This window comes from Acidobacteriota bacterium, assembly GCA_029861955.1.
Taxonomy (GTDB): domain Bacteria; phylum Acidobacteriota; class Polarisedimenticolia; order Polarisedimenticolales; family Polarisedimenticolaceae; genus JAOTYK01.
This window is the reverse complement of sequence record JAOTYK010000014.1, coordinates 90,515-106,326: the sequence shown is the minus strand read 5'-3', so window position 1 is coordinate 106,326 and position 15,812 is coordinate 90,515. Positions and strand designations below refer to the sequence as shown.

Annotated in this window: 6 protein-coding genes; 2 read left to right on the top strand and 4 right to left on the bottom strand. The window is 61.8% G+C overall.

What is annotated here, in order from left to right; genetic code table 11:
- Window positions 1-24 precede the first annotated feature (24 nt).
- Window positions 25-1,650: a glutamate synthase-related protein gene (locus OES25_09050; GenBank protein MDH3627790.1), complete on the top strand. Its 1,626-nt coding sequence runs from the start codon at window positions 25-27 to the stop codon at window positions 1,648-1,650.
- Window positions 1,643-3,592, top strand: a complete 1,950-nt coding sequence (locus tag OES25_09045; protein ID MDH3627789.1) for a thiamine pyrophosphate-binding protein — start codon at window positions 1,643-1,645, stop codon at window positions 3,590-3,592. The genes OES25_09050 and OES25_09045 overlap by 8 nt, the downstream gene beginning before the upstream one ends.
- Here OES25_09045 and OES25_09040 read toward each other — a convergent pair.
- From OES25_09040 to OES25_09025, 4 genes are read right to left on the bottom strand one after another with little or no spacing between them, the layout of a single operon-like run.
- Window positions 3,570-10,895: a S8 family serine peptidase gene (locus OES25_09040; protein MDH3627788.1), complete on the bottom strand. Its 7,326-nt coding sequence runs from the start codon at window positions 10,893-10,895 to the stop codon at window positions 3,570-3,572. The genes OES25_09045 and OES25_09040 overlap by 23 nt on opposite strands.
- A gap of 26 nt (window positions 10,896-10,921) precedes the next feature.
- Entirely contained in the window at window positions 10,922-12,373 is a 1,452-nt protein-coding gene (locus tag OES25_09035; protein ID MDH3627787.1) for a pyridoxal-dependent decarboxylase, read from the bottom strand.
- Window positions 12,374-12,391: 18 nt separating this feature from the next.
- Window positions 12,392-13,177, bottom strand: a complete 786-nt coding sequence (locus OES25_09030; protein ID MDH3627786.1) for an undecaprenyl-diphosphate phosphatase — start codon at window positions 13,175-13,177, stop codon at window positions 12,392-12,394.
- A 12-nt stretch (window positions 13,178-13,189) separates the two neighbouring features.
- Window positions 13,190-15,751, bottom strand: coding sequence for an MMPL family transporter (locus OES25_09025; GenBank protein ID MDH3627785.1), 2,562 nt, complete (start codon window positions 15,749-15,751; stop codon window positions 13,190-13,192).
- Window positions 15,752-15,812: the final 61 nt, after the last annotated feature.

Here is a 15,812-nt window from a genome sequence, read left to right as displayed (position 1 = left end):
TGCGCCCAACCACGGAGAAAGACCATGAACAAGCTGAAGATCGCCGACTGGGCGACTCTGGAACCGTCGACACCCACGTATGCGCTGGTGGCCAATGTGGATCTGGTCATCGTGCGCTATCCCGATGAAGACGATGTGTCGGTGCTGTATGGCCGCTGCCTCCATCGTGGTGCACTGCTGGCGGACGGGCATATCCGCGGAAACGACCTGATCTGCGGCGTTCACGACTGGGACTATCAGTTCCGCTCCGGGATCAGCGCCTACAACAACAAGGAGCAACTCCACAAATTCTCGTCCTGGGTTGAGAGCGGCGGTGTCTGGGTCGACGAGGACGAGATTGCCGCCTGGGAAAAGGCCAACCCCCAGCCTTACGATCGGGATGCCTATCAGGGTCTCTACGCCGATACCCATGGGGTTCCGATGGAACCTCACGTCAACTACATCAGAGAGCTGGCAGAGCATGGTCTGGAACGGACCGGGGCCCACGGTCCCGTCTCTTCGATGGGCGTGGCCCTGACCGAACTGCCGCGTTGGGACGACATCCAGTTCGTCACCGCGCAGCTGGCCATCGTTCCGCAGTTGGATGACGTCGAGGTCGGTACAGAGCTGGTGATCGGACCGGGTGCCGCAAAGCCTCTCCATCTGAAAATCCCGCTCTTCGTCTCGGACATGAGTTATGGCGCTCTCTCGGAAGAGGCGAAGATCTCTCTGGCCACCGGCGCCGAGTTGGCAGGAACCGGCATCTGCTCCGGTGAAGGGGGCATGCTCGCCGAAGAGCAGGAGGCCAACTCCCGCTATTTCTACGAACTTGCGTCGGCGCGGTTCGGCTTTTCCATGGAGAAGGTTGCGCGCTGCCAGGCATTCCACTTCAAGGGTGGGCAGGGTGCCAAGACCGGTACCGGTGGCCATCTCCCCGGCGAGAAGGTCAAGGGCAAGATTGCGGAGGTGCGCGGTCTCGAGGTTGGCAAGGGAGCGATCTCGCCTTCACGTTTTCCGGAATGGGACAACCCGGCGCCGTTCCGCGAGTTTGCCGGGGAGGTGCGAGAGGCCACCGGCGGAATCCCGATCGGCTTCAAGCTCTCCGCGCAGCACATCGAGGATGATATCGATACCGCGCTGGAGATCGGTGTCGATTACGTCATCCTCGACGGTCGTGGCGGTGGCACAGGCGCCGCACCAAAGATCTTCAAGGACAACATCTCGGTCCCGACGATCCCTGCGCTGGCACGCGCACGACGACATCTGGATCGATGCGACAAGAAAGAGGTCACGCTGATCATCACCGGCGGACTTCGCACACCGGCGGATTTCGTCAAGGCGTTAGCCCTTGGCGCGGATGGTGTGGCGCTGTCCAACTCCGCGCTACAGGCCATCGGATGCCTTGGAATGCGGGCCTGCAGCACCAATAACTGTCCCGTCGGTATCGCGACCCAGAAAGAGACTCTTCGATCGCGACTGGTTGTTGACGCCGCGGCCAAACGGTTGGCCCGGTTCTTCGATGCGTCGGTTCACCTGATGGCCACGATGGCCCGAGCCTGTGGCCACACCCATCTGAATCAGTTCGCGGTTCGGGACCTGACCAGTTGGAAACGCGATATGGCAGATCTGGCCGGCGTTCGTTTCGCCGGCCCCGGAGCGACCCATGAGTAAGACCGACGACGTGAAGTGGTTTCGGGTTGCCGATAGCGATGAGCTGCCCGAAGGGCGGGTCAAGACCGTCGTCGCCGGCCACGTAAGCCTCGCCCTGACCCATTTCGAGGGTAAGTACAACGCGCTCGACAACAAGTGCCCGCACCAGGGAGGCCCGCTCGGAGAAGGCTCGATCGAGAACGGCTGGTTGCGATGCCCGTGGCATGGCTGGGACTTTCACCCCTGTACCGGGAATTCTCCCGGTGGACACGACGACGGAGTCGATGCGTTCGCCGTCGAGGAACGTGACGACGGGGTCTACGTCGCGCTTCCGTGCGAAGCCGCCCATCAAAGGACGGTTTCCGACGTGATGGTCGAGACGATGGTCAACTGGGGCGTCAAGCACGTGTTCGGAATGGTCGGTCACTCCAACCTGGGTCTCGCCGATGCCCTTCGTCGCCAGGAGGCCGAAGGCAATCTCCGCTACATCGGTATTCGTCATGAGGGCGCGGCCGCGTTCGCGGCATCGGCCTACGCAAAGTTGACGGGGAAGCCCGCCGCCTGCCTTGCGATCGCGGGGCCCGGCGCAACCAACCTTCTGACAGGTCTGTGGGACGCCAAGGTCGATCGCGCACCGGTCCTGGCTTTGACCGGTCAGGTCGACACCCAGGTCCTCGGACCCGGCGCTTTCCAGGAAGTGGATCTTGCGTCTGCGTTCTCGTCGGTCGCCGCCTGGAGTCAGACTGTCCTCCACTCCAGCAAGCATGCAGAGTTGATGACCCTGGCCCTCAAGCATGCCCATCTCAAGCGAGATGTGGCCCACCTGATTTTTCCCGATGAGGTTCAGGTACTGCCCGCCGATGAGGCCGCGAAGCCTTCTTCTCCCGAAGGGAGAATCACGGAGGAGACGATTACACCCCCCAGGGCATCGTTGACCGAAGCGGCGAAACGGATCGGTGAAGCCAAACGCCCGCTGATCATCGTTGGTCACGGGGCCCGCTTCCGCATGGATCGAATCACGGATTTCGCTGAACAGATCTCGGCACCGGTGGTTACGACGTTCAAGGGCAAGGGCCTGATCGCGGACGATCATCCACTTGGCTGCGGGGTTCTCGGACGGAGCGGCACACCCATCGCGAGTTGGTTCATGAACGAGGCCGACCTTCTGATCGTCCTCGGTGCGTCATTCTCCAATCACACCGGAATTACTCCCAAGACTCCGACGATTCAGGTCGACTTCGACCCGATGGCGCTCGGCAAGTTCCACCCGGTGACGGTTCCGGTCTGGGGCGAGATCGGCGTCACGGTCGAGGCCCTCCAGGAGATGCTGCGGGGCAAGTCGTCCGCCGTCGACCCTAAGAAAGAGCTGGCTGGACGCTGGGCGATCTGGCGCGAGGAGAAGCGGCGACGAGAGATTGACGATCGCGGGAACGGTCTGCCTTCGGCGGCGGTCTTTGCGGCGTTGACGCGACACGTTCCGGAGGACGCCGTCATCGCAGTGGACGTCGGCAACAACACGTACTCGTTCGGGCGATACTTCGAATGCAAGAACCAGTCGGTGCTGATGTCGGGCTATCTGGGATCGATCGGGTTCGGATTCCCGGCGGCGATGGGGGCGTGGGCAGCGCAGCCTGAACGAAAAACCATCGCGGTTACCGGAGATGGCGGATTCGGACAATACATGGGTGAGCTAACGACCGCGGTGCGACACGGCATGGATATCACCCACGTCCTACTCAACAACAACGAACTGGGAAAGATCAGCAAGGAACAACGCGCCGGTGAGTGGGACGTCTGGCAGACCGGACTCCACAACCCCGACTTCGCAAAATATGCGGAGATCTGTGGTGCCGTCGGGATCCGCGTCACGAAGGTCGATCAACTTGACGATGCCCTGAAGCGTGCTTTGGCACATGAGGGTCCCGCGCTGGTCGAGGTCGTTACCGACGCCGATTTGATCTAGTCGGAGAACCCACGTCGAGCCAGCGCAGACGAAACGTCCCGCGGAACCAGGTCGTATCGCGGACCTCGCCGGTCAGCTCGAGGGAACCGTCGGCGTCCTGACGCACGAGGTCGAGGAAGCGATCGGCATCGAATCGTATGCGTCCTTCGGGCACCCCGTCCCCGTCGCGATCCGTCGCGATGGGTGTCTCATCGATGGGCGCGAGCGTCCCCTGCAGACGAACGCCGGACGCAACGATCGTCCGTGGGTCGAGTCCGGATGGAAGTTCAACGAAGACCTCCACGACGTCGCCGTGTCGGCGACGACCCAGCGGAACGAGGATCTCCAATGGTTTGATCTCTCCGATATGGAAGATCAGCGGGATCGATCGCTGCGATTGGAACGGATCGTTGCTACGGAGTTCCAGGTCCGCAGCAAAGCTGCCCGAGGGCAACGCTCCGGTATCGACGGTTAGCGTCACGACATCTTCGCCGGCGGGCGACACCGCTCCGGATGCCGGCGAGATATGCAACCAGTCCGGCGCCCGACGAAATTCGATCGCCCGTCTGTCCTGGACGAACGACTGGTTGGCGACGACGAGGTTCCCGATCGTTCGATCGCTGTTCTGAATTCCGATGGTGGCGCTATCGGTCGCACCCTCCAGTACCCGGTACTGAAAGACGATTCGGCCATCGCGGTACAGCAGCACCTGGAACGTCAACGCACCGGGTGACGAGAATCTTTCGACCGCTTCGTACTGGACGATGAAGCGGTGGGGCTGTGACTCGACGAAGATCTGCCCCCTGTGGGTCAGGTTCAGATCGTCCCAGAACGGCGCGATCAGGTCGGCCGGTGTCCGTACGCCCGTGTCGGGCAGCGCCGGCGGATTGCTGTAGGACGGCGGACTGTCGGCGAAGCTCAGCCAACCGTCGGTGGAAACATGAACATGACTCGCCGCTCGCCCGTAGAACTCGAACGGGAAACCGATGGGTATCGGCTCGCTGACCTGATCGTCGGATGCGAGATCCAGCGAGACTCCCCGCCCGGAGATCTCCTGCCAGTCGAAGAGGGGTCCACCGGGCTCGTCCTCGGTCCGCCAGCGATAGCCGAATGCATCCTGGCGGCCGACATCCCGCGAGTGTCGACCGGCCGGCGCTGGAATCGTCGTCTGCGACAACGTCCACTGAAGTTCCGTACCCATGCCACGCACGCCACCGTCATCGCCGACATTGGCGATGTGTATCTCGCGGAGTGTCTTGAGGTGCGGTCGCGGCGGGAGCGCCACGGCGATCCTCTCGGGGTCGACGAGTAACTTCGGTGGATGCCGTGACGTGCCGGTCAACACGACCGACATCGTCGAAGGATCGGAATTCTCCACGAACGCAACGAGAGACGTCGCAAGATCTCCCGCCGACGTGGGCGTCCACGTGACCTGTCGGGTGGCGTGTTCGCGTGGCGCAAGTTCGACCGGCGATCCCATCCCGTCGATCACCAGCGACTCGCGTGCCCGAGGATCCGCAATTTCGAGATCGACCACACGAATCGGTCGATCCCCGCGATTGGAAAACTCCAGAAGCTCGGTCCTCGGGACGCCGACAAACGTCGTAAGATCGAGCCCCACGGGACCCATCTCCAGGCGTCCCGCGGCGGCGATCGTCACGTCGAGGATCGTCGAGGTCACCGGGGTCTCGGGGTCGTTGCTACGCAGGTGGATCGTTTCGCGGTACGGACCGATCGGTAGATCCGTGCGAAGCATCAGGGGCAGGACCACCGACTCGCCGGGTGCGACGACTCCGCTGGGGTAAGGCGGCTGGACGATTCCCTCGGGAGTGCCCAGGCGGATGAATTCCCGTCCGAATTCGCCCTGCTGAAAATAGACGCCCGGGTTCGTACGACCAATCCACGCCAGCTCGCCCTTTCGAGAAACGAGGGGAGCGACATCGATTGCCTGCCAACGATTCGTCCGTGTGTCATGACGATAGACGATCCCCGCATCGGGTTCTGCGATGACGTAGTACGAGGACAGGATCGGATCGAACGTCGTGCCACTTCTCAGACCGGACGGGGCTTGTTGCTGCAGATCCCAACGATCCACGGCGATATCGTAGCGGGCGAAATCTGGATTGCCGTTGCCGCGATGGCCGTACAGATGCCCGTCGAAGAACTCAAGACCTCCGCCGCGCTCGAACGGAAATGGCGGCGGTGCCAATTCCGTGGTGACCTCGGTCTCCGGATCGTGGCGGAACAACCGCGCAAGACGTGCCAGATAGATGAACGATTCGCCGTCGCCGGCCACCGCGCCCACGTTCTGATCGACGGGATGAGGGCGACGTTCCCAACGATCGACGGCGATGTCGTAGACCGCGTAGAAGTCTCGGTCATTGGAATGGAATACGTGAATCTTGCCGTCCAGTAAGACCGATCGACAGAACTCCTCGGCCGCCATCGGTGACCGCGAGAGCGTGGTCCAGGTGGAGCTTGTGACGTCAAACCGATAGAACTCGTTCGCCCGACGGATCTGTGTATAGATCTGCCCGCCGATCGGATCTGCCACGAGACAGGCAGCGGGGCCCGGGCTGGCGGGCAGCGTTTCGAGTTCGACGCCGACGGCCACCTCCGGGGCCGTGCTGAAGCTGAGCGGCAACCCACCGGCGTTGGAGAGACTCAGTTCGAAGGTCTCGGGTGTCGCCGGCAGCACGACGTGTTGCAGGAGCGATGGACTCAGAACGGCTTGCGGTGCGGCGTTGGACGTTGCGCGTAGCGGCAGTCGGGTGAGAGGCTGATCCGTAGCGTTGCTTGCGACGATCAATTCTCCGGATAGGACTCCGACATCGTCGGCCAGCACCGTGATCTCGATCATCTCGCTCTCACCGGGTTCCAGGACGAATGATCGATCGACCACCCGGAACGACGAGCCGGTCGTCGTAAGACTCTGAATATTCAGATCGGAGTTGCCGTTGCTGAAGATCTCGACCTGGGTGCCGTCGGGACGACCCAGAAAGACCTGTCCAACTTCCACGGAACTCGCAAGTTCCGGGTAACGGAGAGTCACCTCGTGAAATCGCTCAGGGCAGATGGTGCCGACGGGCGCACTGTTCTGCACGATGACATCCACCGTGCCGTTCGAGGACCACTGGGAAAGGCGGGCCGGTGAGACCGAGGTTGTCTCGGTGATCGGAACGCAGTCGGCGCTGTTGCCACCGGCGGAAAGGAGGAATTGACCCTCGACCAGCAAAGCGGCCTGTTCGCCGATCGAACCAAAGTCGCCGACAACATGCAGGCTTACGTCGACATTCCCGGCAGCCGGCCGATCGACGGAGAACTGATGTTCGGTCGCGGCTGCGGCGACACTGAACTCGACCCGGGAACGTTGTTCGTAACGGGATGTCGAGAATCCCAGGCGGGGCGTCCCGGTCACGACCCAGTTCACCGGAATCTCGATCAGAGATTGCTGGGGATCCTCCGTTGCCAACATCACCGCAAAGTCCTGCGCGCCGGCTGGAAGATCGGTCCCGTCAACGGTGATGGTGATTTCCGCAACGTCGCCAGGCGCGACAGTGCCGGCGACGGGTGTGATCGATACCTGAGAAATCACCGTGCCCACAGCCGATGCCGAGAAACCGACGGGGACGCTTCCGTTGTTTTCCATGGAGAGCGAGCGCGACTGGATCTCACCGAGCGTGGTGTTGAAGGTGAGCGACAACGGAGTAACCCGTAGGCTTGGCGCCGGGACACCGTGGCCATGCAACGGAAGACGGACAACTGCAGCATTCGTGGCGTCGGAGATGACCACCAGTTCACCCTCGTGATCTCCGAGGGCGTCGGGAGTGAACCGCACTGGAATCGATCGGCTCGCACCCGCCTCAACGAACTGTGGAACGACTCCAAGCTCATAAGCGGAGCCGCTGGTTTCAACCGAGTCGAAGGTCAGACGGTCGGTTCCGGAGTTGGTGATAACCACGTTGCGAATCGACTCGAACTCGACGAACCCATCCCCGAACTCCAGTCGATCGGACGGTCCGTCATAGATCAGGCTCAATCGATGGCTATTGCGTTCGCAGAACAGATCGACTTTTGGCGAGTTGCTGACGATGGCCTCGATCTGATTGTCGGAATTCCAACGTGTGACGTCGTCGATGGAGAGTGGTTCGACGATTCCGATCGGTTCGCAGTCACGCTCGGCGTCACTGATCGACAACAACTCGTCACCTTCGACCGTCAATGTCGCCGATTCATCGATCAATCCGAAGTCTCCGTCCACGACCATTTCAAACCTGGCCGCGCCGACGATGGGGATCGAGATAGGGAAGATATGAGTCGTCACCGCATCCAGCGTCGAATAGCTGATTTCGGAATCGATCCGGACTACAGCAGGTTCCAACCGGATCCGAGGTTCGCCGCGAATCTCAAGGATGATCGGTAGCGCGATCTGGAGTGCGTCGGGATCATTGCTCCGAACCATGATCGCCGTTTCACGCAAGCCCGCGACGAAGTCCGTCCCGTCGATCTCCAGAGTAAAGGGTTCCGTCTCCCCGGCCGGAATCAGACCGGACTGTGGGGCGACGACCAGATCGGAGCCCGCGCTCTCGAGCGTGACGACGAGCGGCGAGGCGCCGTCGTTACCGATCTCGAACGAGGCCTCGATGCGTTCGCCAGCGTCCAACGTGCGCTCGATCCGATCCGGTTGGAGTCGCAAGATGGGGGGTGCCAGTCCCACACCCTCCAGGAACAGCTGAGTGGCGTCATGGTCGGGTTCGTTGGTCGTGATGCTCAGGGTGTCGGCCCGCCGGCCCGGGGTCTGTGGGTGAAACAGCACTTCCAGAGTCAATACCTGGTCCGTCTGAAGCGTGGCGAACGGAAAAACTGCCGTGTAGTCCGTCAACAACTCGCTGGAGATGGATGCAATCCGTAAGGCAGACGACCCGACGTTGATCAGGTCGACTTCCATCTGTTCGGTGAGCCCCACGATCGTCTCGGGGAACTCCAGACTCGAGACGGGCTCGCGATACGCCAACTGCAACCCGTGAACGTTGTTAGAGCAAAACGTGGCAACGTCAGCGGAATTCTCGATCGTGATTATCAGAACGCCGTCCCCGGCCAGTCGCTCAACATCCTGCCCGCTGAGAATGAAGCTGCGCCCACCGAAAGAGCAGTCCGTGCCGCCACCCTGAACGATGCCCAGAAACTCACCATCAACCGACACGGTCCCGAACTCGGAGGACTCCGCGAAGTCCCCCTCGACCGAGACCGTCACGGTCATCGGCCCTATCGCCTGTGACCCAAGTTCGATGCGATGCGTGGTTCCAGCCGGGCTGTCGTCGAACAACTGTTCGCTCTCTTCCGTGGGTCCGGAACGACCGACGACGAGACGTGGGCGGAGACCGATGATGACGGCGAGCGGGATGTCGAGTTCCGGACGGGACACGTCGTTGCTACGTACGTTCACGAGCGCCCCGTAGAAACCGGCTGCAAGACCGTTCGTGTCGATCGTCAGCGGGACATCGATGGACTGACCACCGATTAGTCGACCGACCGTCTGTCCGAACGTAACCCGTTCGTCCAACGGGCGTGAATCCAGTCCCGTGATCATCCAGTCGAGCTCACCAGGACCTGCGTTGGCGATCCGTAACTGTGCCGTTCCGACCTCGACGGGATCGAGGAATAGCTCGAACGCTGAAGGCGAGACGTCGATGATGGGCGGTGGCAGGGTGTGGACCGTGAGGACATTCGATACCGGCCCGACGTTTCCCCACTCGTCCTGACCTTGAACGGTCATTGAAAGGTCGGCGTCGGGCGTCAGCCCGTTCAGTTCGAACGTCTGGGTCGCTCCAGCTGCAAGCGGGATGGGCCCCGAGGCCAGCAGGCCTTCGGCGGCTACACGAATCCGGTAGCGCCAGACGGTACCGTCGTCGCCATCGTCCCCCGGCGCGGTCCATGTAATTACGGCGCGGGTGCTACCGAGTTCCAGCAGATGGAGGTCGTCGATCCGACCGGGAGCAACGTCGTCGATGGCCTGCAAGACTCCGAGCGCGTCGAGACGGGCCCCGGTCCGACTGTAACCCGTGAGACTCGGCACGGGAATCGCCGAGTCGAGAATCCGCTGCTTGAGCGCAAGCGCGGGGATGTTCGGCGCGACCGAGAGAGCCAACGCGGCCACGCCGGTGACCTGTGGCGCCGCCATCGATGTCCCGGTCAGCTGGCGATAGGTTCCGCCGACCACCGAACTGAGAACTCGCTCACCGGCGGCGGCGACATCCACGCCGATGGGGCCAATGTTCGTGAAGAAGGCAGGCAGGTCGCGATCGTTGGTCGCCATCACGGTGAGGATGTTGTCCAGATCGTAGCCTGCCGGGAACTGCGGTAGCTGATCGATATCCACGGCACTGTTGCCGGCCGCCGCGACGAACAGATGGTCCGCCTCACCCGCCCTCTGAATGGCGTCTCGCAACGCCTGTGAGTTGAACGACCCACCCCATGAATTGTTGCTGACGCGTGCGCCCATCGCGACGGCGTAGTCCAGCGCGGCGACGGCGTCCGAGGTCGAACCGAACCCGGCACTGTCCGTGAACTTCAACGGCATCAACGTGACCTTCCAGGCCACGCCACTGACACCGCGGCCGTTGTCCCCCACCGCCCCGACGATTCCGGCGACATGGGTGCCATGATCGTTGTCGTCGAAGGGATCGTTGTTGTCGGTGAAGAAGTTCCAGCCGGCGGTGTCGTCGACGTAACCGTTGTTATCGTCATCTATCCCGTTCCCGGCGATCTCGTTCTCATTGGTCCAGAGGTTTGGAAGAAGATCGGGGTGGTTGACATCGATCCCCGAATCGATGATCGCGACGATCACATCGCGACTACCGGTGGTCAGATCCCAGGCTTCCATCGCGCGGATGTCGGCGCCGGGTGTTCCGCCGGTCTGACCGGCGTTTGTAAGCCAGTACTGCTGGAAGTGAAAAGGATCGTCAGGTTGACGATAGAGGGAAACCATCCAGTTGGGTTCTGCGTAGAGAACTTCCGATTCGGCGGCGAGCTTGCGGGCGATCGTCTCGACATCCTCCAGCGGTCCAACTCGCATCCGTTCCAGCCCGTGACGGTCGCGGTGGATCCTGGCGACGTTGAAGCGACCGGTCGTCTGCCGCCTCGCGCCTGCGTCGACATCGTCGCGAAACTTGACGAGGATCTCGCCGGGGACGAATCGCGGCGGCGAATCGGACGACGAGCCGTCGACCGTCACCCCGCCCGGTAACAACAGGCAGAGGATCCCGAGCAGTAGATTGCGCGTAAACCGCGGCAAGACAAACTCCCCCGCCTTTGTGTACGTCATGCGGTGGGAGGGTGCAAGCAGGTGCCTCAGTCCTCGCGGGGCGTCACCCGCGCCGCGGTTGCCTGCAGAACCTGCCAGGCTTCTGCGACATGTGCGCGTGTCTGGCGGAGATTGCCGATCGTCAATCTGAGGGTATGACGATCGTCCAACCTGGCGTGGGAGAGATAGAACCGGCCCTCCTCGTTGATGCGCTCCAGGATGTCGACATTCAACCGGTCCAGCGTCCCGGGGTCGTCGATTCCACTCGGGTGATAACGAAAACAGATCGTCGCAGCGGGCGTCGGCGCCAGCCGTTCCCAATCCTGCGCCGCGTCGATCCAGTCACGGAACTCCCTTGCCCACTCGACGTGAGCACGAATCCGCCTGGCAAACCCCTCGGTCCCGAAGTAACGGATCATGATCCACAGCTTCAACGCACGGAATCGACGCCCGAGCTGGATTCCGTACTCATTGAAGTTCGTCGCCTGACCGTCGGTCGCCGTTTTCAGGTACTCGGGATTCAGGGCGAATGCGTTACGAAACGCATCACCATCGCGGAAGAGAAGTAACGACGCATCGAACGGCGTGAAGAACCACTTGTGGGGATTGATGACGATCGAGTCGGCCAGCTCCCAGCCCGCCAGCAAGTCACGGTACTCGGGAACCAACGCCAGGGCCCCACCGTAAGCCGCATCGAAATGGCACCACAGACCCTCGTCCCGACATAACTCTCCGATGGCTCGTGCCGGGTCGATACTCGTCGAGGCGGTCGTGCCGAGCGTTCCGGCCACACAGAACGGTTGCCAGCCGGCGTCACGGTCTTCGCGGATCGCGCGCGCCAGTGCATCGACGTCCATGCGGTAGTTTCGATCTGCGGGGATGGGTCGCACCCCGTCCGGGCCCACACCGATCACCATCGCCGCCTTCTCGATCGACATGTGAGCCTGATCGGAGGCGTAGAGCCTCAACCGAGTGGGAGTCTCCAGATCCAGAACCTTGTGACGGGCCGCCACCAGGCTGAGGAGCGTCGAGATCGATGCCGTGTCGGTGAACATCCCGCTGAACGTCCCCGGTAGGCCAAGCATCTGTCGCAGCCATGCGACGACACACTCCTCCAGCTCTGTTGACGCCGGGGCGTTGCGCCACATCATCACGTTGGAATTCAGAGTCGCGGACAGCCACTCGCCGAGGATTCCCGGACCACTGGCCATGCTGGGGAAATAGGCCATGAATCGAGGGTGCTGCCAGTGGGTGATGTTGGGTTCGATCAATCGCTTGTAGTCGGCAAAGATCTCTTCGGTGGGCTGCGGATCGACGGGCGGCGCGTCGGAGAGCTGCGCGCGGATCTCGCCCGGTTTGACGTTCGGAACGACGGGAAGCTGCTCAAGACCCTCCAGATAGTCTGCGGCGAGATCCGCGACACGGTGTGCCCATTCGCGAAACTCACCGGCGTCCATGTCGCCGATACCGGTCTGCCCCGGCGTGGGTTTGGTCGTCATCCCGGGACAACCTCCCGATCAGTGAAAGTAGATCAACAGGACGCACCCAAGAACGATGCGATAGTAGGCGAACGCTCGAAACGTGTGTGTGGCAACGAACTTGAGGAGCCAGCGGACCGCAGCCCAGCCGACGACGAACGAGATGGCGAACGACAGCGACAACCATCCACCGTCGCCGGGCTGTAGATGATGAAAGTTGCTGTAGAGGTCGTAGCAGCCGGCGGCCATCATCACCGGGATCGCCAGGAAGAACGAGAACTCGGTCGCGGCACGCCGATCGAGACCGGTGACCACCCCGCCGAGGATCGTCGCCGCGGACCGAGAAAAGCCCGGCCAGAGTGCCAGCATCTGGGCCAGGCCGATCCACGCCGCCTGTCCCCAACCTAGGTTGGTCGCGTCGTGTACGTTCGGCTTGATCCGGATCCCCTCGACGATCAGGATCAGGATCGCACCGACGATCAACGCCCAGGCGACCATCTGCGGATTGAACAGATGGGTCGTGATCAGGTCCCGCAACGCCAGGCCGACGATGGCCAACGGCAGGAACGCGATCAACAACTTGACGGCGAAGGTGCGCGAACGGCGTTGCGTCGGGAGCTCAAAGACCAGCTTGAACAGCTTTTGACGGAATTCGACGACCACGCCGAGAATCGCACCCAGCTGGATGAAGATCTCGAACAGTTCGGCCCGCTCTCCCTCGAAACCTAGCAAGGCCGATGTAACGATCAGGTGACCGGTCGACGAAACGGGAAGGAACTCCGTTAGACCCTCGACCAGGCCAAGCAACACTGCGATCCAGAACATCGACGCCACAGATCAACCTTTCTGTTGGCGACCCATGATGGCTGGAACCAGGGTCAATGCGGTCAGCAAGCAGGTCAACGAGCCGATCAACGCGACCTGGCCGAAACTCCGAAGGGCCGGGTAGTTGCCAAACCAGAGAGTTCCGAACCCGGCGATATTGGTCAACGCCGCCATGACGACGGCCTTGCCCGTTTCGAGGAGTCCTTCCTCGACAAGTCCATCGCTGAGTGTGAAGCGATGCACGATATGAATACTGTAGTCGATTCCGACACCCAGGATCATCGTCGCAACGAAGGCGTTGACGTAGTTCAGCGGCACGTCCAGCACGCGCATCATGCCGAGCATCATGATCACGCCGCAGACCAGCTGCGCCAGGGCGATACTCGTCAGACGAAGGCTGCGGAAATCGATCCACAGCAACACGAAGACGACCACAAGCCCAAGAGCCACCGCACGCGGCGCTTCGCGGCTGAAGATTCTGCGGAACTCCTTGCTGACGACGTTCGTGCCGGTGATGACAATCCGTGCGTCATCGCCGGTCAGAGCGTTGACGAAGCCGGGCGGAGGTTGACGCTTCCAGCGAGCATCGGCGAGAAAGACGTAGGTCACGATTCGTACCCGTCCCTCGTCGCTCCGCACGTAACGACCCAGAAGTCGATCCAGACCACGGTTCTCGAGGTCCTGGAGCCTCAACGGCTGCTCGGGACCGAGAAAGCGATCCAGTCGTCCCAGGAACTCGTCGAACGCCGCGGGGTTCATCCTCTGTTTATCGAGCTCCGAGAGAAACGTGCTCTTGACCCGTTCGGCGTCGAATTCCGCGGGACTGGCGGCGACCGCCTGTAAGACCTCTCGCTGCTGAGTCTCGCCGGGTAGGTAGGCCAGGACGGAATCGTAGGAGCCGACGGTGCCGTCCTCGACGAACGGCTGCAGTCGATCTTCGACCTTCTGCGTCAAGGCCAGGGCCTCGTCGTGGGTGGGTGCCTCCACGATGGCCATCATGTACGAGAGTGCCGCACCGAAGCGGTCCGTGATGCGCTTCTGAACCTGGTAGGCCGCAGACTTGTTACTGCGGAGCGCCTTGATCGAATCGTCGAATTCCAACCGCGTCGCCAGCCAGCCACTACCGAGGGTCGCGATGACGATCAACGTGATGACGGTCTTGCGATAGCGGACCGACAACGGAATCAGGTGCTCCAGAAGGAACGACTGCAGATGCAGTTTCTTGACCGAATCGACCTTGCGCTTTCGTACACCCTCGTTCCAGGTGATCATCGCCGGAAGCATGAACAGGATCGCCACCGCGCAGAGCAGGATGCCGCTGCCAATCAAGAAGCCGAGATCCCGCAGGCCGCGAAACTGGCTGATGCACATCGCGTAGAACGTGCCGGCCGATGTGATGGCTCCGGTGAAGACCCCAAGCCCGGTCTCGCCGATCATTCGCTCGGTGGCCTGCGCGAGGGTTCTGCCGGCCCGACGCTCCTCGACATACCGTGCGTAGATGACGATGACGAAGTCCGTACCAAGCCCCATCAGTAATGCGGTGAACGCCGAGGACGACGCGTTCAGCGATTGGAGCACCAGAAACGCCAGCCCGAAGGTCAGGGCCTGGCCGACCAGAAGCGGGATGCTGCTGTAGAGCAACGCCGCGAATCGTCGGTAACAGAGCCAGTACAGCATCGAGACCGCGAGAAGCGAGAGGATCAGATTCCGGCTGACGTCCTCACGGATCAGATCGGCCTCGTCTACGGCGACCGCGTAGTTTCCGCCGTAGTGCACCGAAGGCGTCAACGCATCGGCGCCGTCCCGCTCGTGGATCTCGTCGCGGGAATCGGTCTCGGCCTGGCGCACCGCCTGTAGCAGGCGCTCGTCGAAATCGATGTCCTGCGAGGGGCCCGTCGGCTTGACCAACATGATCAACAACTTGCGATCGCGCGACAGGTAGTAGCCGTCGCTGACATCGATCTGCAGCACGTTGCGATTGCTCTGCAGGCGATCCAGGAACAGCGGCATCAACCCGAGCGGATCTGCGCGCTGTGGGTCATCGAGGAGGATTGCCGCCGGATTGCTCAGATGGAGTCGCGTCTCCTGAACCTGGCGGCGAATCGCTTCGTCTTCCAACTTGGCCGCCACGTCGGCCAACTTCTCCGGTGGCAAGAAGAGCAGCGCGTTGTCGTAGAACAGTTCGAGGAACGACTCATCCAACGCGAACCGATGCTCGACGTACTCGATCAGTTCGGTCTCAGCCGAGAGGCGCTCCGCCAGGACGTCGGAGAAATCCTCGAGCGAGTCCTGGGAGTTATCGTCCGCCGCCTCGAGCAGCACCATCAGGTAATCGATCGAACCGAAGTCGTTCAACGCTTCCTTCAGCGTGTCGACCTGGCGATTTCCCTCGGGAATCAACGCTAGGACATTGGATTCCAGTTTTAGTTTGGATCCGAAGAACCCACCCGCCGCCAGCGCCAACGCAGCCATCACGAAGACGATCAGGTAGTGTCGTCTTCCGAAGCGCTCGACGCGTAGAAGCAATCGATGTCGCCCGCCAAACTGTGGGTTGCCCGAGGAGTCGGAGCTCATCGATTCTGGATTCCGGGTTGAGAGACTCAGGATTATCGAACGCCGGAAACAGGGCGTCAAG